18 protein-coding genes and 1 pseudogene are annotated in these 19,114 nt (G+C 61.7%); 16 read left to right on the top strand and 3 right to left on the bottom strand.

Translation table 11 applies throughout. The annotated features are described in order from the left end of the window. Window positions 1-96: 96 nt before the first annotated feature. Window positions 97-1,194, bottom strand: coding sequence for a medium chain dehydrogenase/reductase family protein (locus tag DDF70_RS20315; protein WP_114946663.1), 1,098 nt, complete (start codon window positions 1,192-1,194; stop codon window positions 97-99). 521 nt (window positions 1,195-1,715) lie between these two features. Here DDF70_RS20315 and DDF70_RS20320 point away from each other — a divergent pair. From DDF70_RS20320 to DDF70_RS20330, 3 genes are all read left to right on the top strand, one after another. After that, a complete protein-coding gene (locus DDF70_RS20320) occupies window positions 1,716-2,486 on the top strand; it encodes an IclR family transcriptional regulator (RefSeq protein ID WP_114946694.1) in 771 nt (256 codons plus the stop codon). An 84-nt stretch (window positions 2,487-2,570) separates the two neighbouring features. Further along, entirely contained in the window at window positions 2,571-3,797 is a 1,227-nt protein-coding gene (locus DDF70_RS20325) for an MFS transporter (RefSeq protein WP_162820536.1), read from the top strand. Window positions 3,798-3,890: 93 nt separating this feature from the next. Further along, on the top strand, window positions 3,891-5,168 hold the full coding sequence (locus DDF70_RS20330; RefSeq protein WP_114946665.1) for an alpha-hydroxy acid oxidase: 1,278 nt from the start codon (window positions 3,891-3,893) through the stop codon (window positions 5,166-5,168). A 100-nt stretch (window positions 5,169-5,268) separates the two neighbouring features. Here the strand turns inward: DDF70_RS20330 and DDF70_RS20335 are convergent, their stop codons facing one another. After that, window positions 5,269-6,216 carry a LysR family transcriptional regulator gene (locus tag DDF70_RS20335; RefSeq protein ID WP_245435577.1) on the bottom strand — a complete coding sequence of 316 codons (948 nt, stop codon included), beginning with the start codon at window positions 6,214-6,216 and terminating at the stop codon, window positions 5,269-5,271. Between the two features lie 122 nt (window positions 6,217-6,338). On the opposite strand from DDF70_RS20335, the gene DDF70_RS20340 reads away from it, so the two are divergent. The 9 genes and pseudogenes from DDF70_RS20340 to DDF70_RS38785 all read left to right on the top strand — a co-directional run bounded on the left by DDF70_RS20340 (window position 6,339) and on the right by DDF70_RS38785 (window position 14,029). After that, window positions 6,339-7,331: a hydroxyacid dehydrogenase gene (locus tag DDF70_RS20340; protein WP_114946667.1), complete on the top strand. Its 993-nt coding sequence runs from the start codon at window positions 6,339-6,341 to the stop codon at window positions 7,329-7,331. A gap of 49 nt (window positions 7,332-7,380) precedes the next feature. Further along, window positions 7,381-8,064 (top strand): RraA family protein, encoded by a 684-nt coding sequence (locus DDF70_RS20345; RefSeq protein ID WP_114946668.1) that lies wholly within the window; start codon window positions 7,381-7,383, stop codon window positions 8,062-8,064. A 165-nt stretch (window positions 8,065-8,229) separates the two neighbouring features. Next, window positions 8,230-9,186: a tripartite tricarboxylate transporter substrate binding protein gene (locus tag DDF70_RS20350; RefSeq protein ID WP_114946669.1), complete on the top strand. Its 957-nt coding sequence runs from the start codon at window positions 8,230-8,232 to the stop codon at window positions 9,184-9,186. Next, on the top strand, window positions 9,186-9,656 hold the full coding sequence (locus DDF70_RS20355) for a tripartite tricarboxylate transporter TctB family protein (RefSeq protein ID WP_114946670.1): 471 nt from the start codon (window positions 9,186-9,188) through the stop codon (window positions 9,654-9,656). The genes DDF70_RS20350 and DDF70_RS20355 overlap by 1 nt, the downstream gene beginning before the upstream one ends. Before the next feature lie 3 nt (window positions 9,657-9,659). Further along, window positions 9,660-11,168 carry a tripartite tricarboxylate transporter permease gene (locus DDF70_RS20360; protein WP_114946671.1) on the top strand — a complete coding sequence of 503 codons (1,509 nt, stop codon included), beginning with the start codon at window positions 9,660-9,662 and terminating at the stop codon, window positions 11,166-11,168. Window positions 11,169-11,245: 77 nt separating this feature from the next. Beyond that, window positions 11,246-12,226 (top strand): D-2-hydroxyacid dehydrogenase, encoded by a 981-nt coding sequence (locus tag DDF70_RS20365; protein ID WP_114946672.1) that lies wholly within the window; start codon window positions 11,246-11,248, stop codon window positions 12,224-12,226. 3 nt (window positions 12,227-12,229) lie between these two features. After that, window positions 12,230-12,517 (top strand): annotated as a pseudogene (locus tag DDF70_RS20370) (DUF4147 domain-containing protein); the annotation flags it as partial. Between the two features lie 62 nt (window positions 12,518-12,579). Next, window positions 12,580-13,401, top strand: a complete 822-nt coding sequence (locus DDF70_RS38780; RefSeq protein ID WP_281024379.1) for a phosphate acyltransferase — start codon at window positions 12,580-12,582, stop codon at window positions 13,399-13,401. A gap of 49 nt (window positions 13,402-13,450) precedes the next feature. Continuing rightward, a complete protein-coding gene (locus tag DDF70_RS38785) occupies window positions 13,451-14,029 on the top strand; it encodes a phosphate acyltransferase (RefSeq protein ID WP_281024380.1) in 579 nt (192 codons plus the stop codon). 171 nt (window positions 14,030-14,200) lie between these two features. Here DDF70_RS38785 and DDF70_RS20380 read toward each other — a convergent pair whose 3' ends face one another. Continuing rightward, window positions 14,201-14,941 carry an IclR family transcriptional regulator gene (locus DDF70_RS20380; protein WP_114946673.1) on the bottom strand — a complete coding sequence of 247 codons (741 nt, stop codon included), beginning with the start codon at window positions 14,939-14,941 and terminating at the stop codon, window positions 14,201-14,203. A 550-nt stretch (window positions 14,942-15,491) separates the two neighbouring features. Between DDF70_RS20380 and DDF70_RS20385 the strand changes: the two genes are divergently transcribed. From DDF70_RS20385 to DDF70_RS20400, 4 genes are all read left to right on the top strand, one after another. Continuing rightward, entirely contained in the window at window positions 15,492-16,829 is a 1,338-nt protein-coding gene (locus DDF70_RS20385; protein ID WP_114946674.1) for an MFS transporter, read from the top strand. A 407-nt stretch (window positions 16,830-17,236) separates the two neighbouring features. Beyond that, window positions 17,237-17,557, top strand: a complete 321-nt coding sequence (locus DDF70_RS20390; RefSeq protein ID WP_114946675.1) for a hypothetical protein — start codon at window positions 17,237-17,239, stop codon at window positions 17,555-17,557. A 317-nt stretch (window positions 17,558-17,874) separates the two neighbouring features. After that, window positions 17,875-18,258: a hypothetical protein gene (locus DDF70_RS20395; protein WP_114946676.1), complete on the top strand. Its 384-nt coding sequence runs from the start codon at window positions 17,875-17,877 to the stop codon at window positions 18,256-18,258. A 150-nt stretch (window positions 18,259-18,408) separates the two neighbouring features. Continuing rightward, window positions 18,409-18,918 (top strand): ribbon-helix-helix protein, CopG family, encoded by a 510-nt coding sequence (locus DDF70_RS20400; RefSeq protein ID WP_114946677.1) that lies wholly within the window; start codon window positions 18,409-18,411, stop codon window positions 18,916-18,918. Window positions 18,919-19,114: the final 196 nt, after the last annotated feature.

Below are 19,114 nucleotides of genomic sequence, written 5' to 3' on the forward strand. Positions count from 1 at the left end.
GAGAGCCCCGAACCTTCCCAGAGGGTAAGACGGTTTTCTGGTTTTCCAAGCGGACACGCTAGGGACATAAGGATCACAAACCGAGACCATCAGCGGTCATTGCGCTCGCTTGATCCGGACAGAGGCCTCACGTGCCGTGGCAGCGGTCTCCTCGTCACGTAGCGAGCCGACGTCCGGGCACAGGACGAGCTTGCCCGCGAGACTGCCCGCTTCGAGACGGCGATGCGCTTCGGTGATCTCGTCGAACGAGATCCGTTCGGCAACATGCGGTCGGATGGCGCCTGTCGCCAGCATGTCGAAGAGGCGCTCCAGGTCCTCCCGGAACCAGGCCGGATGGCGCGCCCGCATCAGGTTGATCGAGTAGAGGCGCAGGCGCTTGCCCCCGGGCAACCAGCTCAGCACCTGCCTCCAGGCATACACGCGTACGAGCCACGTCAGGAGGCTCCCTAAGCGACGCTCCGCCTGCACGTTCGCCGAATAGCCGTAGGCGCAGAGCAGGCCGCCGGGCTTGAGCGCCGCGAACGAGCGGCGGTAATCGTCCTCGCCAACGCCGTCAAAGACGACGTCGTACCCACCCGGCAGGACTCTCGTGAAGTCCTCGTGCTGGTAGTCGATAGGCGTGGCGCCGAGTTCGCGGACGATCCCGGCGTGCTCGCCCCGCGCGGTGCCCCACAGTTCCAACCCAGCCATCCGACCGAGGGTCAGCAGCGCCTGACCAACGGCGCCGGCGGCGCCCTGCACGAGCACGCGCTGGCCTGTCTGAACCTGAGCCGTGCGATGCAGGAGCTGGTAGGCGGTCGTCCAACTCAGGATCAGCGTGGCCGCCTCCGCCGGATCGATGCCCGGCGGCACCCGAACCAAGTCATTGGCCCGGAGTGTGCGATAGGTGGCATTCGAGCCGACGACCGTCATGTCGGCCACGCGCTCGCCGAGCCGGAAGCCCGTCACACCCTCGCCGAGTTGATCGATTTCCCCGACCACGTCGTAGCCCAGGACGAACGGTGGTCGAAGGCGCATCGTTTGTGCGTAGAGGTGGCGCCGGATCGTGACGTCAGTGTACTCCAGGCCCGAGGCCAGCACGTGCACCCGCACCTCGCCCGGACCGGCCGCCGGCATGGGGGCATCGATCACCTCCAGCCCATCGGGGCCGCCGAAGCTCCTGACCTGAACAACCTGGTTGCGCGGCTCCATCATGGGCGTTCTCCTTGCCACCTCGTGATCCGGTGCAAGGACGGAAAGGGCCTAAGCGACTTCTGTGCCGGGGGGCTCACCGCCATGTCGGATGGCGAGACTTCCAATGTATCATTCCAACACGCACGCCAGCGGCTCCGCATTGATCCAGGTCAAATAGGCGAGTCTCCGCCGGCCGGTATCAGGTATCGGCGAGAGCGTCCCGTCAGTCATGACGAACCTGCCTAAATTGCTAGAACGGCTGGGAAGAGGATCAAGCGGAGAAGCAGCTCTTAGACACAAACCGAACGACCGCAACTGGTACGAGGCGGAAGAAGCACTTTGGTCTGCTCATGAGACAATGAGCGGACCTTCATTTCATTCGCTGTTCGTTACTCTTTGACCCACTCCAGACCTTCCTCGTCAGGTTGCGGTACAGCGACCTTTGCATCACGAAATTTGCTTTCATGGAGATGCGTTTTGACAGAACCCTAGTTCCGCGATATTTCATAGTAAGAACTATCGTTACGCAGGATGAAACGGTCGTGACCAGGGAAGCCTTGGACATTGAAGCGCGAGAGGAAGGTGGGGTGATTGCCGTCGAGCGTGCATTGGCAGTGCTCGATGCTTTCACACCTGACGACCGGTCCTTGAGCTTGGCGGAACTGGCACGACGGGTCGACTTGTCGAAGCCGACCGTTCTCCGTTTCACGAGGTCGCTTGCCCGAGCCGGCTACCTCGTGCGTAACGACGACGCGACCTTCCGCCTCGGGCCGAAGCTCGCCCGACTGGGAACGCTCTACCAAGCCGGCTTCCGGATCGAAGACTATGTGCAGCCAGCCTTGCGTCGACTAGCTCAGGAAACCGGGGAAAGCGCAGCGTTCTATGTTCGCGAAGGCGATATGCGTGTCTGTCTCTTTCGCGTGGATTCGCCGCAATCTATCGGGCACCACGCCCGAACCGGCGATCTGCTGCCCCTCGACCGAGGTGCGCCAGGACGCGTGCTTCTTGCCTTCGCTGACGAACCCGGAGAGCCATACGATCAAATTCGTCGTGACTTCTTCCACATCACGTTTGGTGAGCGCGATCCGCAAGTGGCCAGCATTGCCTGTCCTATATTCAGCTATGGCCAGCAGGTCGCCGGGGTTATTGGCGTGGCAGGCCCGACAAGCCGTTTCGATGAAGAGGCTATCGCCCACCATCTTGAGTTGCTGAGGGCCATCTCCACCGAACTTACACGACAGCTCGGCGGAACGCCCTCGAGCCAGGCTTCGACCCACAGGCCAAGCACGTCTCCCCGCGTCCGTGCTGATTAAGCCCAGTCAGCAGCAATCATAAAGAGAGGAAGCCGTGCTGAAGGTTCCAGAAACACCTTGTCCCTGTGCATGGGCCGCATAACCATGCAAAAGGGATGGCATGGCGTACGCGCGGCCTTGTCCGAGGCCAATTATCGCAATTTCACCATCGGCAACGTCTTCTCGCTCGTCGGAACCTGGGTTCAGCGGGTTGCGCTCGGCTGGCTCGTCTGGGAACTGACGGGCTCAGGGGCATGGCTGGGGGCGGTCGCGTTCGCCGATCTGTTTCCGATGGTCCTCGTCACCCCTTTGGCTGGCGCCATGGCCGACCGCTCCGATCGCCTCCGAGTCACGAGAGTAAGCCAGGCACTGCTCATGGTGCATGCGGGACTGCTCACCGTTCTCAGTGCAATCGGCCTGCTCACCCAGGAGCTGGTCCTGGTCCTGGCTCTGGTCGGTGGCATCATTACCGCCTTTAACCAACCCTTCCGGATGGCGCTTCTCCCCAGCCTTGTCGAGCGCCCGAACCTGGTCAGCGCGGTCACAATCAATTCGATCGTTTTTAACGTCGCCCGGTTCGTCGGACCCGCCATTGCGGGCCTCGTGATCGCGAGGGGCAGCCTCACATTGGCTTTCGCGATCAATCTCGGGACGTTCGCAGTCTTCTCCTGGACACTTGCCAGGATACGTCTGGTTTCCGTCGAAACCACTCGATCCGCCAATAGCGGATTGATCACATCAGTCGTCGAGGGTTGGCGCTATGCCGCCGGACATGTCGGCCTCGGCGCCATGTTCCTGATGCTGACGGTCGTCTCGCTTTGCATCCGCCCCATCCTCGAGCTCATGCCGAGCTACGCCGCCCTGTTCGGGCCCGACGCCGGCAAGTTCGCCTTCATGACGTCCGTGATCGGACTCGGCGCTCTGGTTGGGGCACTCTGGCTCAGCCGTCAGGCCGATCCTGCGCCCCTGGCCAAAATGGCTCTGTCGAACGGCCTCATGATGGGCGCGGCATTGTTCGTCGCGGCGGTCGCACGTCAGGAACCACTGGGTATTGTGGCCCTGTTCGTCGTGGGCTTCGGCATGGTCGTGAGCGGGATCGCCAGTCAGACCGTGATCCAGCTTGCCGTGCCCGATCACTTGCGAGGCAGAATGCTAGCATTGCACAGCATGATTTTTCGGGGAGCGCCGGCCCTTGGCGCCTTGGTCGTCGGAGCCCTGTCGGACCTGACCGGGCTGCGTGGCCCCTTGGCCGTAGGTGCAGCCATGACGTTCGCGTTCAGCGGTGTCGTTTATTCCCGGCGTAAGCCGATCCTGAAGAGCCTCGGTCTATGAACGCGATCCGCGGAGGCTGACGCACAGGGTACGTGACGGGTCACAGCGGCACGGCGCACGGCTCATCCATTGGTAACCAGAGAGAAGAGGCTCATGAGCAGTTCTGACACGCCGCGCGGCATGGAGCGCTCCACTGCGGATCTGGAATCGACTCCGGTTAAGGGTATCGTGCAAACACCTCCGGCCGCTCTGCCGCGGCGCCTCCGTCGGATCCTCGCACTTGACGACTTCGAGATTGCGGCGCGGCGTCACCTGCCGCGACCGATCTTCGGCTATGTGTCAGGTGCCGCCGAAACCAATGCCTCCCTCCGCGACAATTGGTCGGCCTTCGAGGAACTCGGCTTCGTCCCGCGGGTGCTCACCGACGTGTCCAAGCGAACGCAGAAGGTCGAGCTGCTCGGGCGTGCATACGCGGCTCCGTTCGGTATCGCCCCCATGGGAATCAGTGCCTTGTCCGCCTATCGCGGCGATCTGGTTCTGGCGCGAGCGGCAGGGCAGGCGAACATCCCGATGGTGATGAGTGGGTCGTCCCTCATTCGTCTGGAAGAAGTCGCCAAGGCGAACCCTGCGGCCTGGTTCCAGGCCTACCTGCCAGGTGAACCGGACCGAATCCTCGGACTGCTGGAGCGGGTGGAGCAGGCAGGCTTCGGGACACTCGTGCTGACCGTCGACACGGCCGTTCTGGCCAATCGTGAGAACAACGTCCGGAGCGGCTTCTCCACGCCTCTTCGGCCCAGTCTGCGCTTGGCTTGGGACGGCATGATACGGCCGAACTGGACTCTGAACACGTTCCTCCGGACCTTGTTGAAGCACGGCATGCCTCATTTCGAGAATTCCTACGCGACCCGTGGCGCACCGATCCTGGCCAGAAGCGTGATGCGGGACTTCGGAGCGAAGGATCATCTGAACTGGCGCCATCTGGAGCTAATCCGGGAACGGTGGACGGGACACCTGGTCGGGAAGGGCATCATGTCGAGGGAGGATGCCTGCATCGCCCGCGACAGCGGCGTCGACGGCATCATCGTCTCGAACCACGGTGGCCGGCAGCTCGATGGAACAGTCTCGCCCCTCCGCGTCCTACCCGCCATTGCGGATGCCGTGGGAGCGACAATGCCCGTCATGATGGACGGTGGTATCCGTCGAGGTTCCGACGTGCTGAAGGCCATCGCCCTTGGCGCTGCATTCGTCTTCGTCGGCCGTCCGTTCGTCTATGCGGCCGCGATCGGAGGTGAACCCGGTGTCAGCCATGCCATCAACATTCTTTCGACCGAGATCAGCCGGAACATGGGCCTTCTCGGGATCAACTCGCTCGGTGAACTGGGTCCGGAGCGGCTTCTCAGGATCAGAGGCGTAGATGAGTCCAGGTCTTGAGAGAGGCTTCGACGGCCGGCACCACGGTAACACTCGACAGCATTGCCCCAAAGATGTGGTCGTCCGCGATCGATGCGGGATCGGCTTCGTAGGGCGCGTCTCAGCGCGCCACCCCGTACTCGCCGCTGAAGCTCACGAGATGTTGGTGCAGCCGGTCAATCACGATCGTTCGCGTGCTCGTGCGGCGCTCGATCAACCCAATCTGACGATAGACCTGCGGATTCCCGAACGGAGCTGACACGACCTCGCCAAGGGCCTCCTTCAGGGCGCTGTAAGGGGCGACGGATGCACCAAGGCCGTTGACTACGCATGCGACGACAGCGGTCATGGTGTCGGTTTCCGCGATCAAGTTCGTAACGATGCCACTCCTTGCCAATTCGGTATCGATCAGTTGAGTAAGACGAAACCTGCTGTTGAACCTCACATATGGGAGGGTCGAGAGCATTTCCGTTGCAGACATTTGCGGCGTGCCGGGCGGTGCGATCGCGAACAAGGGCTCGTTGATGAAGGGACTCCATCTCAGCGCTGCGGGAACTCCGGAGTGCTCCGCGACCATCGCCGAATCAAGCCTTCCTGATACGACATCGTTCAGGAGTCCGTCGCTGTTGGCGACATGAAGCTTGATCTTGAGATCGGGATAGTCCGCCTTCAGGGCGACGATCGCCCGGGGCAACAAGGACAGGACACTGGACCGGATGGATCCGATCGTGAAGGTGCCTGCGATTGCCTTTCCGGATATGGCGTCTATCACGTCATCGGCGGATCGCACGAGGTTGTGCGCGGCGTCGAGCATTTGAAGCCCGTGACTGTTGAGCGTCATCGGCCGAGTCGAGCGGTCGAATAGCTCGGCTTGGACCTCAATCTCCAAGGCCTGGATCTGTTGGCTGACCGCGGAGGGCGTCAGCCCGACAGCATCTGCCGCCTTGGCAAACGTTCCGTGCTCCGCAATCGCGATGAATGTCTTCAGTTGGCGGATGTCCATCGAACCTTGGCCGGCACTTATTAAGAAAATCTGTTCATGATTGCCAGAATTATTCGCTTTTTTCAAGAAATCCTTATGTTACCAATTTCGCCAACGAAACTTCGAAGGAAAACTTCGGGACGTGGGAGGATGCAATCAAAGGTGGGAAGGTTCCGCCTGCGTCCTCGCGTGTTCGAAACGAGGTACGCATGGAAAGCCGCAAAATCCTGGTCACGGGCCCCGCCATCAATGAGCAAGCCGCCAAACTGGCTGCCGACAATGGCTACGATGTAGCCTACGTCCCTCCCTATACGAATGAAGACGATCTGGTCCGCATTGTGGCCGAGGTCGACCCGGTCGGCGTCGTTGTCCGGATGGGACGGTTCGGCGCCTCCGCGATCGACGCAGCGCCCTCGCTGCGGGTGCTCTCCAAGCATGGTGTCGGCGTTGATAACATCGATGTGGACGCAGCAACCCGACGCGACATTCCTGTGGTGGTTGCTGCCGGCGCGAATGCCCGCTCGGTCGCGGAACACGCGATTGCCCTCCTGCTCACCACCGTCAAGCGCATCATCCCACTCGACAGCGGCCTACGCGCAGGCCGATGGGAAAAGGCCGGATTCTCGGGCGTGGAACTCGCGGGCCTGACTATCGGTCTGGTCGGCTTCGGCGCCATTGCAAGGCACACGGCCGTCTACGCAAAGGCGCTTGGAATGAAGGTCCGGGCCTTTGATCCCTATTCAGACGACTCGGCGTTCGCCAATGCGGGTGTCGGACGGGACAACGCGGTCACGGATCTCCTTGCCGTATCCGACATCGTCAGCCTGCACTGCCCCCTGACGCCTGAGACGCGCAACCTGCTCGACGATAAGGCCCTTGGCCTGATGAAGGCCGGATCGTACGTGATCAACACCGCCCGTGGCGGGCTGATTGACGAGGCCGCCCTAGTCCGAGCGATCGACAGCGGCCACATCGCAGGCGCAGGCCTCGATACGTTCGCGACCGAGCCTCCTTCTTCCGACCATCCCTTCTGGAGCCGGCCGCAGATCGTCGTGACCCCGCACATTGGCGGCGTGACGAAGCAGGCCAACGTTCGGGTCGGAGTGGACGCGGTTGAGGGGATCCTGGCCGTCATCCAGGGCCGCGATCCAGGCCGCGAGAGGATCGTGAACTACCGCGCGCTCGCGAAAGCGTCAGCCTGAGCAATTTTACGACTGCCGTCGCAATTTCAGAAATCATGAGGAGAAGACATTGAGCATAGGATTTAGGGTCCGGAACAGGGAACGCGCCGTCGACCAGGAATGGGTCGAGAGGTTCAGGGAGCTGCCGGTCGCTAACGTCAGTGACAGCATGTACCGCATGTACGCTGCCGGAGCACAGCTTCGCCCGATGCATCGTGAGGGCAAGCTCGCCGGCCGTGCACTGACCGTGAAAGCCCCGCCGGGCGACAACCTGATGCTGCACAAGGCTATGGACATGGCCGAGCAGGGCGACGTCATCGTCATGGATGCCGGCGGTGAGGTGACCCATGCTCTGATGGGCGAGATGATGCTCGACTACGCACGCAGGCGTGGCATCGTCGGCTTCGTCCTGAACGGCGCAATCCGCGATGCGGATGCCTTCCTGGAAATGAACGTTCCGGCGTTCGCCGTCGGAGTGACCCACCGCGGGCCTTACAAGAACGGCCCAGGAGAGGTGAACTGCCCGATTGCCATCGGCGGAATGGTCATCATGCCGGGCGACCTGATCCTTGGAGACGCCGATGGCGTGGTGGTCGTACCGATCGACGACGTCGCGGACGTCTACGAAAAGACCGTCGCCAAGCACGCCGCCGAGACGAAGCAGATGGACGCCATCAAGGCAGGGACGCACAAGCCGACGTGGTTCAACGAAACGCTCGCCAAGATGGGTTGCGAATTGCCATCAAAGGCCTAACCCCGGTATCGCCGCCAATAAGAGCAGGCTTGGCACCCGCCTCATGAGCGGGTGCCAAGAAAAACCTAATCATCCATCAGTTTCGCGATGGAGCCTGAATGAGTTCGGAAGTGAATTCCGGAACACTTGAGCGGTCACGTTGATCGCTATTAATGGGAGGTACGAATGAAGCACCTGATCTCGACTACCGCACTCGTCACATCGACGCTGGTTGGCGTCGGCACCGCTCACGCCGAGTGGCCAAAGGACAGGCCAATCGAAATGATCGTTGCCTTCGCCCCGGGCGGCGGCACCGACGTGATGAACAGGACGCTCGCGCCCTACATTGAAAAGGAACTCGGCGCGAAGATCACGATCATGAACCGCCCCGGTGCGTCCGGTGAAATCGCCTACACGGCGATGACGCAGGCCAAGCCCGATGGCTACACGTTGTCCTCTCTCAATACTCCGGGCTACCTGACGATGCAGATGGACCGTAAGGTCCGTTTCGACCCCAAGAAGATCTGCCTGGTTGCCCGCATCGTCGAGGACCCCGGCTCGTTCATCGTGCAGGCGAACTCCGAGTTCAACTCGCTCAAGGATCTGGTCGCCTACGCCAAGGCGAACCCTGGTAAAGTCACCATCGGCACGACCGGTCTCGGGACCGACGAACACCTCGCCCTGCTGCAACTGGAAAAATCCGCTGGTATCGATCTGACCGCGGTGACCTTCAACGGTGCGAACGAAGCACGGACCGCGCTGCTCGGCGGGCACGTCATGGCCATCGGGATCAACGTCGGGGAGCTTATGGGTGGCGATCATTCGGCCTTCAAATCACTCGGCCAGTTTGCCGATCAGCGGGCCGTCATCGCTCCGGACCTGCCAACGGCCAAGGAGCAGGGCTATGACGTCATCATGAGCTCGGAGCGCGGCATCGCCATGGGATGCGATGTTCCTGAAGCGATCAGGACGAAGTACTCGGATGCCGTCAAGAAGGCTCTCGACAACCCAGAATTCCAGGCTCAGGCCAAGCAGCAGTCTCTCGCGCTTTCCTATCGCTCGTCGGAAGAGTGGAACAAGGAGCTCCCGGCACGGGCCGAGCGGCTCGGGGAAATCTGGAAGCTGGTCAAGGAACAGAAGTGATGGCAGGTCCACGCAAGGTTGGGGAGACCGGCGATCGGCCGGATCTCCTGACGGCCGTCATGTTCGTGGGCATCGGTGCGCTCGGCCTCTGGGCCGGGCGCGACCTGACCATGGGCACGGCCTCGGCAATGGGGCCGGGCTATCTGCCGAGGATCGTTTGCTGGCTCCTGATCCTCGTCGGGCTCGCCGTTGGCGGAATGGGCCTCTTCCGGGCCCGCGAGGACATCGCAGCCCCGAAGCTCCGTCCCCTGTCGGTCATCCTGCTGTCGATCGTCGGTTTCGCCTTCATTGCCGAGTACTTCGGCTTCGTGGCCGCCTCCGTCTGGCTGTTGGTGATCGGAAGCCTGGCGGATCGTGAATCCAGATGGCGTGAGGTGATCCTGCTCACCGCCGGACTGACCGCCTTCGGCGCCTTGGTCTTCATCGTCGGTCTCGGCGTCCAGATGCCCATCTGGCCTTTCTGGGAGTGAATCATGGACTTCCTCCACCTGCTCGCGCTCGGGTTCGGCGAAGCGCTGACCCCGATGAACCTGGGCTTCTGCCTGCTCGGTGCTCTCCTCGGGACCCTGATCGGCGTGCTGCCGGGGATTGGCCCGACCGCGACGATCGCCGTTCTCCTGCCGATCACCTTCTATCTGCCCCCGTTGGCCGGCATCATCATGCTCTCCGGCATTTACTACGGCGCGCAATACGGTGGATCGACCACCGCCATCCTGGTCAATTTGCCCGGTGAGGCGTCATCCGTCGTAACAGCAATCGACGGCTACAAGATGGCCCAGAACGGGAAAGCCGGGTCGGCGCTTGCGGTTGCGGCGCTCGGATCGTTCTTTGCCGGAACCGTGTCGACGTTCGGCATTGCCCTCGCGGGTCCGACGCTCTCGTCATTCGCGCTCTCGTTCGGCCCCGCCGAATATGTATCGCTCATGCTCTTCGGCCTCCTGGCGGCCACCGTCCTTGCCCGAGGGTCCGTCCTGAAGGCGATCGGCATGATCCTGCTCGGCCTGGTCCTCGGCATGGTCGGGATCGACGCGGCATCGGGCGAGGACCGCTTGACGTTCAATGCGATCGAGCTCTTCGATGGCATCGACTTCGTCGTGATCGCAATCGGTGTGTTCGGTTTCACGGAGATCATCGAGAACCTCGAGAACGTGGAGGCGCGCGGCGTCCTGGTCCGGAAGCTCAGCCGCCTGTGGCCGACGCGGGAGGACTTCCGGAAGGCTTGGCCGGCCGTCCTGCGCGGCACGGGCGTCGGAACCTTCCTCGGAATCCTGCCGGGTGGCGGTGCGACGCTCGCGTCGTTCTGCGCCTACTCCCTGGAAAAGAAGGTTGCGAAGCATCCTGAAGAATTCGGGAACGGAGCCGTCCAGGGCGTGGCAGGGCCCGAAGCCGCCAACAATGCCGGCGCCCAGTCGTCGTTCATTCCGCTGCTCACGCTAGGCATCCCGTCCAACAACATGATGGCGATGATGCTGAGCGCCTTCATCATCCATGGGATCACCCCCGGTCCCACCGTCCTGCAAAACCAGCCGGAGATCTTCTGGGGCCTTGTGGCGAGCATGTGGGTCGGCAACCTGATGCTCGTCGTCATCAACCTGCCGCTGATCGGCGTCTGGGTGAAGCTGCTGACAGTCCCGTACCGTCTCCTGTACCCGGCCATCCTGTTGTTCTGCTGCGTCGGCGTCTACAGCATCAACAACCGGATCTTCGACGTCGTGCTCGCCGCAGGCTTCGGGTTGCTCGGATACCTGTTCCGGAAGGCAAAATGCGAACCGGGGCCCTTACTGCTCGGTTTCGTTCTCGGTCCGCTGCTTGAAACGAACATCCGTCGCGCCCTGGTGATCTCTCACGGAAACCCGAGCGTGTTCTTCGAACGGCCGATCAGCCTTGTCCTGCTGCTGGCGACCGCCGCGATGTTCATCCTGATGGTCCTGCCGTCCTTCCGCCAGACCCGCGAGGTGGCGTTCCAGGAGGAAGAGGCCTGAAATCTCGCATGGCGGAGCAATGGACAGGGAGCGTATCACGCGCGCCCTGTCCTTCATCCACGAACAGGTCCGTTATCATGTCCGACAGCTTCAAGAAGACCGCGCACGTGGTCGTGCTCGACCGCGATACCCTGCCCGACGACATCACCTTGCGGGCGTTCTCGTTTCCCCATGAACTCGTCACGTTCGGCCGGACCAAGCCCGACGAGGTGGCGGAACGCATTCGGGATGCCGACATCGTCATCACCAACAAGGTCCCCGTTCGCCGCGAGGCGATCGGACACGCGAGTAACCTCAGGCTCGTTGCCATCGCGGCGACAGGCACGGACGTGGTCGACGTGGCCGCCTGTGCCGAACGCCGGATCGGCGTCTCGAACATCCGCAACTACGCCGTCAACACCGTCCCCGAGCATACCTTTGCATTGATCCTCGCGCTGCGCCGCAGCCTGGTCGCCTACCATGACTCCGTCCGTGCCGGCCGCTGGCAGGAGTCTGGCCAGTTCTGCTACTTCGATTATCCGATCCGGGACCTTGCGGGCTCGACCCTCGGCATCATTGGAGACGGAGCTCTGGGACGCGCCGTCGCCGATCTCGGCCGCGCCTTCGGCATGAGGGTGCTCTTCTCGGACTACAAGGGAACGTCGGGCATGGGCCCGCTCTACACGCCCTTCGAGCAGGTCTTGCGAGAGAGCGACGTCATTACCCTTCACTCTCCGCTGATGCCGTCCACCCGCAACATGATCTCGACCGACGAGTTCGCGATGATGGCCCGCCGCCCGTTGCTGGTCAACACGGCGCGTGGAGGGCTCGTTGACGAGATCGCGCTGGAGCGTGCGTTGAGGGAAGGCCAGATCAGTGGAGCGGGATTCGACGTGGTCACGGCCGAACCGCCGCCGCCCGACCATCCGCTGATGCGGCTGCTCGACTTGCCGAACTTCATTCTTACCCCGCATGTCGCATGGGCGAGCCGCGAGGCCGTCCAGGGTCTTGCCGACCAACTGGTCGACAACATCGAAGCCTTCGAACGTGGGCAGCCCACAAACATGGTCGCGGCGTGATCGATGGCCATCGATCACGATCCCAAGATCTTTCTGACGTCCCTGTTCGCCGCAGCCGTGGCCGCCGCGGATCCATACAACGCGATCAAGGCTAATCTTCCAGAAAGGCCAAAGGGACGAACCATCGTTATCGGGGCGGGTAAGGCTTCCGGCGAAATGGCCCGAGCCTTCGAGGCGCTTTGGGACGATCCCCTTGAGGGCGTCGTGGTTACCAGGCGCGGGTCACAATCTCCTTGCAACACGATCGAGATCATCGAGGCCAGCCATCCGGTTCCGGACGTCACGAGCCTGGTACGGACGTGTTTCTGGGCGTCTCGATGGCCGGTGTCCGGAAGCCTGAGATGGTGCAGGCGATGGCCGACAAGCCACTGATCCTGGCCTTGGCCAATCCAGAGCCCGAGATCCGCCCGGAAGCGGCCAAAGCCGCGCGCCCGGACAGCATCATCGCGACTGGTCGCTCGGACTACCCGAACCAGGTCAACAACGTCCTGTGCTTTCCCTTCATCTTCCAGGGGGCTCTCGATGTGGGAGCGACCACGATCAACGAGGAGATGAAGCTCGCCGCCACCCGGGCCATCGCCGCTCTGGCGAAAGAGGATGTGTCCGATGTAGTCGCCGATGCCTATGGCCGGCGTGACATCCGCTTCGGAGCGGAGTACCTGATCCCGGCGCCCTTCGATCCCCGGCCGATCACGGCAGTGGCTCCCGCTGTGGCCGAGGCCGCCATGACAAGCGGGATTGCAACGCGACCGCTAGCGGACCTCAAGGCCTATCGTGATCGGCTTCAGGGCTTCGTCTATCGCTCCGACACGATCATGCAGCCCGTCTTTGCCGCGGCCTCCAAGGTGCAGAAGCGAGTGGCCTATGCCGAGGATGAGGACGATCGTGTGCTGCGTGCGGTGCAGGTGGCAGTCGAGGAAGGCCTTGCCGAGCCCTTGTTGATCGGCCGTCTAGAGGTCATCCGCACCAAGATCCACCAACTGGGCCTGCGGCTGACCGAGGGCTGCGACTACCAGGCGGTGAACGTCGACGATGAGGCTCATTTGGGAGAACTGGCTGAGGACTATTACCAGCTCCGGCGTCGACATGGACTTGCCCGCGATACGGCCCTGGCGGAGATGCGTCGCAACAATACTCTGATCGGGGCCATGTTGGTGGGCCGGGGGCGAGGCTGACGGCCTTCTCTGCGGCACCCATGGAGCCTACGAGGCCCACTTGAAGCACGTGGCCGAGGTGGTCGGGCGCAGGCCCGGCATCAACACCTTGGCCGCCATGAACGTGGTGATGCTGCCGAACCAGACGGTGTTCATCACCGACACCTACATCAATGAGAATCCGGCAGCCGAACAGATCGCCGAGATCGCCCTGCTGGCGGCGGATGAGGTCCGGCGCTTTGGCGTCACGCCACGCGTGGCGCTGCTCTCGCATTCGAGCTTCGGCAGCGCCCAGACTGCCTCAGCCGTGAAGATGCGGGAAGCCCTGGAGTTGATCCAGAGCCGGGCGCCGGAGCTGGAGGTCGAGGGTGAGATGCACGGAGATGCGGCTCTCAACAAAGGTATTCTCAATCGAGTGTTCCCCGATTCACGCCTGACTGAGGCCGCCAACCTGCTCGTGATGCCAAACCTGGATGCGGCGAACATCACCTTCAACGTGCTCAAGGCTGTGGCGGGGCAGGGGGGCACGGTCGGGCCGATTCTGCTTGGGGCCAAGCGTCCGGTGCATATCCTGACGCCGACGAGCACGGTCCGGCGGATCACGAACATGACGGCCCTGACGTCGGTTGAGGCCGCTATGACTGAGTAGTCCTTGAGTGATGGGGCCGAACCAGTGCCATAGTTCGAGCGTCGCTGATTGACAGATAGAATTGAAAAAGTCGGCAAGCGCCGTTTTTGCCTGCCCGAAACACTGGATTCTAGGCTTGTTGAACCGACGACACAGGTCCGATACGCTACGTCGTGTCAACTCCGGTGGAGGCTACTCTCCCGCCATCCTACGCGTCTGGGGTGTCTCGAAGGTGCCCCCAAGAGACTTGGTGAGCCGCATCGCCGCCGCATAAAGATAGACCCTGATCTCCTGGGCACGATCCGGCGTGAGGCGTGTCACCGGGCCAGATAGGGCAAGCGCCCCAACCAGCCGGAGGTTGGCTCCGAACACAGGCATGGCGATTGCTGCGGTATGGGGATCGGTGGCGCCCGAACTGTAAATAGGCAGGTCAATCTGGGCGGCGGTTGTATCGTCAGGCCACTTGGCAAAAGCCTTCAGAACCCGGGCGATCGCTGACAGATCCATGGGCAGTATGTCTCCCGGCTGGATATGGAGCCGCAGCCGGTGGGGTGAGTCGACGCGGTAGGCGCACAGGCGCTGGTTTCCGTGTCGCACGTAGAACGATGCACTTTCCTCCGTTTCGTCGACCAAGTCCTGAAGGACCGGCATGACGTGGGTTTCGAGCTCCAGGGACTGCTGGAATATCGATCCGAGACGGAGCACCTCGGCGCCGAGCTGATAGTTCCCGTCGTGCAGGCGAATGATCAGGCCATAGCTTTCCAACGAGACGAGCAGGCGCAAGATCGTGCTCTTCACCAGATCCGTTCGTTCAGCGAGTTCGGCCAATGACAGGGCACGGTCGCCGCGCCGAAAAGCTGTGAGGACGGCCAGGACGCGGTCGGCCGTTGCGACGCTTTCGGCCTGGGGGCGTGCGCTGGCCTTCTTGGCCATGGGACTAGGACGCCGTCGAATGGTTATACGGTTCACCCTAACCTCCCTTTGTGGCGAATGCGGATAGGAACTCAGTCGCGGGCCGTCAAGCTCCGCGAATGATCTACCGCCTCCGGGATCACATGGTGACGAGGCTCATCTGCCCAAGCCTACCGACCAATATCAGAATGCCATGTTATTTGCGCGCCCAAGGAGCCGGGACCTATTGAACAATAGTATTAGAATGCCGTTTCGAAAGTGAATAAATGTGTAATTATGTCCGAATAAATATCTGAAATGGTAGGGAATTTGTTTGTTGGTCGCAATTCAGAATTGCGTTTCGATTTGTACTTGCAATGCCATCTACCGAATGTTTTAGATTTTCCATCCGAGACCGCTACGCCCAGGCCGTAACAGCGCCACATCGCGGCCTTGGACCGAGTCCTCAAGCTATGCCCATTCGGCCGGGGACGATGCTACGCCACTGCACATCGTGAGTTCCGATCAGCGGTTCATGCCAGGGAGGTCCAACTTGAACGACGCGATTTCCCAAACCACAAAGGAGGAAGCAATGCCGGAAGTTGGTGGAGCGCCGACCGCGCTCGAACGGTCGACCATGCGTCGGGTAGCGTGGCGGATCATGCCGTTCCTGATGGTCTGCTACCTATTCGCGATCTTGGACCGTGGCAACGTCGGAATGGCGTCGTTGCAGATGGTGCAGGACCTCGACATGTCCAAGGCTGCTTTCGGCTTTGGTGCCAGTCTCTTCTTCGTCTCCTATTTTCTCTTCGAAGTCCCGAGCAACCTTGCCCTTCAGCGTTTTGGTGCCCGACGCTGGATCGCCCGCATCATGATTACGTGGGGTGTGGTTTCGGCGTGCATGGCACTCGTGAAGAGCGAGAGCTCCTTCTATGTCATGCGCTTCATCCTGGGCGCTGCGGAAGCCGGATTCTTCCCCGGGGTGCTACTCTACCTGACGTATTGGCTGCCCGCGAACTATCGCGGCCGTCTGATCGCACTATTCGGAATCTCGATTCCGGCAGCGAGCTTCATCGGCTCTCCGCTCGGCGGCGTCTTTCTAAGTCTTGATGGCTCGCTCGGCCTCCGCGGATGGCAGTGGCTGTTTCTTCTCGAAGGAATTCCGACAATCCTGCTCGGCCTCGTTTGCCTGGTCTTGTTGACGGATAAGCCCGAGCAGGCGCTCTGGTTGCGCGACGACGAGCGCTCTTGGCTCTGTCATGAACTCAAGCGGGAGAAGGCAGGACGTTCTAACAAGGCGGAGAAGACGGGGTGGCGCTCCTTCGTGGAGTTGCTACGCAACCCCTATGTCTATGCCATGGCCCTTGCGTGCTCTGGCGCATCGGCGGCGGGTTCAGTGCTTGGCGTCTGGCAGCCCCAATTCCTCAAATCATTCGGGCTGACGAACTTCGAAACGGGTCTGATCAATTCCGTTCCTTACGGCATCGCCTGTGTCCTGATGGTGCTGTGGGGACGTCATTCGGACCGGACGAACGAGCGGCGCTGGCATACCGCCGCAACGCTCTTCCTGATCGCGATCGGTTTCCTCGGGGTGTTCACAGTTCATTCGCTGGCGGGAACCGTCGCACTTCTCAGCATGGTGCTGGTCGGCGCCTATGCCTTCAAGGGGCCGTTCTGGGCGCTGTCGTCGGGCTGGCTGGGCGCCGGATCGGTCGCGGCTGGGCTAGCGATGATCAATGCTACGTCGAACCTCATCGGCGGCGGTCTCATGGTCAACGTTTACGGGTTGATCCTGGATGGAACCGGCAACTACGCCTTGGCCCTACTGCCAATAGCCGCCGTGTCGATCGTCGGCGCCCTTTTGGTCCTCGCGATCAGCCGGCCACGGCGGGAGCCGGTATTGCACGGGGTGGCGGTCGAGAAGGCCTGATCAATCGGCTCGGGGGTGTGCCGATGAAGCACAGCCACTGATCGGACGATCTATGTACGGCTTCCGGAGAAAAGTCCGGTAGCCGTACACAGTTGGGTGGCAGCGTGCTTGCCACGAGGGCGGAGCTGGTGCCGTTCGGCCCTGCCGCAGCCCCTCGATATCAAGAGCGAAGAGCAATTTGCTATGGGACCAGCTCTACGCTTGTAGAACTGTATCTGGAGCGTGTGCCGTGAACGGCTTTCCGTGAAGTTGAGCCATTACTAGAAAGGTCCGTTCCTGGCACACTTGAGACCCTAGTGGCAGAGCAGCAATCCTCACGTAACCAGACTTTCCGAACCAGCCAGAGATTTCCTGGGTTGAGCCATAGCTGACGGTCCGCGCGTAAGCTGGGAGACGGGAAAGCCGAAATGTCCGCTCTCGAGGTCCGCATCATCGGCGAACGCTCCTGCGTTGAAACCTACAAGATCGAAGTATTGGACTCAGGTCGTGGGCTGCCGCCCGATTTTGATCTCGATCGCTTCGGCCCAAGCTTGCGGATGCATGTCGTCTCTCCGCCGGCCTCACAGCTGAACACGCGGATTGAGCCTGGCTCGTGCGATCCGGGTGCCCGTTTCACCGTGAAGCTGCCGATGGCAGCGGCATGGATCCTTCGCTCATCATCTGGGACGTTTGCCGGGCATGAACGGCTGGACGCTTCCGGGAATGGCGATAGCGTTGTTGGTCGGTGACAAAAGGATGTAACCGCGACGCCCTCACAACGTCTGTTCCCGTCGCTTCGCCGATAGAGACTGAATGGCGGCTTAAGGGAGGCATGGGCGGACTTTGCGACCATTATCGAAACTGGTCGGTCATCATCTCTCAGTGTCGAGCGCAGCGTGCGCATGCCAGCATAAGGCCTCGAACCCTCAGGTCCTGGTCGTCCGCCGGTTGTCCCTTTTGATCAAGCCGGCGTCTCGTTCTGTCAAGCTGAGCACTTGCTTTTGTGGGAGGCTGTCAGCTGCGACACAACTGGCCCCGTCGCGCCCCGGTCGCCTGGAGAGAAGCAATGCAATTCCCATCGATACTAACGCTTGGCGCGATCAGCCTGGTCCTGGCCGCGTGCCAAACCCCGCAGCAGGCGGTTCAGAATAAGGAAAACTTGCTCGCGGCCGCAGGGTTCACGCTTCAGCCGGCCGATTCGCCTGCACGGTTGGCCGCCATGAAGAAGCTCCCGCCGAACAAGTTCGTCCGCCAGACTTCGGGTGGGACAGTTGTCTATGTCTATGCCGATCCTGCCGGGTGCCAGTGCGTCTATTTCGGCAATCAGACAGCGTGGTCCAACTATCGTGCCGCCGTCTTTGCCAAGCAACTGGCCGATGAGCAGCAGATGACCGCGATGATGAACCAGAACGCCTTCGACTTCGGGCCTTGGGGTCCCGGCTTCTGGTAGGTCATTTTTTGCGCTCAGACGCGCTGTCGTTCCACCGCGTTTGCGGGTCGCAGGCGGACTTTCGACAATCGCCCAGACCGATTCGTATGGACCGGTTCCTTTGCAAGGTAGCTTACCGAGTTTCATCACCATGGGGCGTTGGAGGATGACATGGCTGCGAGACCTGTCTTGCTTCTGGTCTTGGCCTGCGGAACCGGAATCGCGGGCTCTCTCGTCCGACCGGCTGACGCCGCAGCCTTCACCTGCCCGGAGACGGTGATCACAGATGCGCTGCGGAATGCGCCCTCCCTCAGCGATCTATCCTCAGGAGCAACGAACCTCACGGCGGGCAATCGCATCGCTGAACTCATCGCCGACCTGGCCAAGAATGGAATGAAGCCGGCTCTCATCGTCGACCATCTGGTCGGCGCCTATTGCCCGATTGTCGCTAACGACGCCAGCCTTTCGGACGCGCAGAAGGCTGACCGGGTCCGCCGATTCGCGCGACAGGTGACGGGGTTGGCCTACGGGCAGCCCGGCCAGGAGGAGTTGGAGGTTCTCGTCGACGTGCCCTTGACGCCATCAGTGCTGCGCCAAGTCGAACAACTGGCGGCCAGGACCGGGATGTCGCGGGATGCATGGATCGAGCGGGCGATCAAGCAACAGCTGGCGGTCCCGTGATCCGGCATATCGATCGCGCCGACACCATCTTCAAGTGGCCTGGAGGCGCCAGCTAAAGCGCGGAACAATCGTCTCCCGAACCTGCGTGAGCAAACGGCTTCTTCTGGCGCGCCTGATACTCAAACTCGAAGATCGCGATCCTCATCGAACCGGACTTTCCGGAAACGAAGGGTATCTCGCTCCCGGACCCGAAGCA

Source organism: Microvirga calopogonii (assembly GCF_003347665.1).
Classification (GTDB): domain Bacteria; phylum Pseudomonadota; class Alphaproteobacteria; order Rhizobiales; family Beijerinckiaceae; genus Microvirga; species Microvirga calopogonii.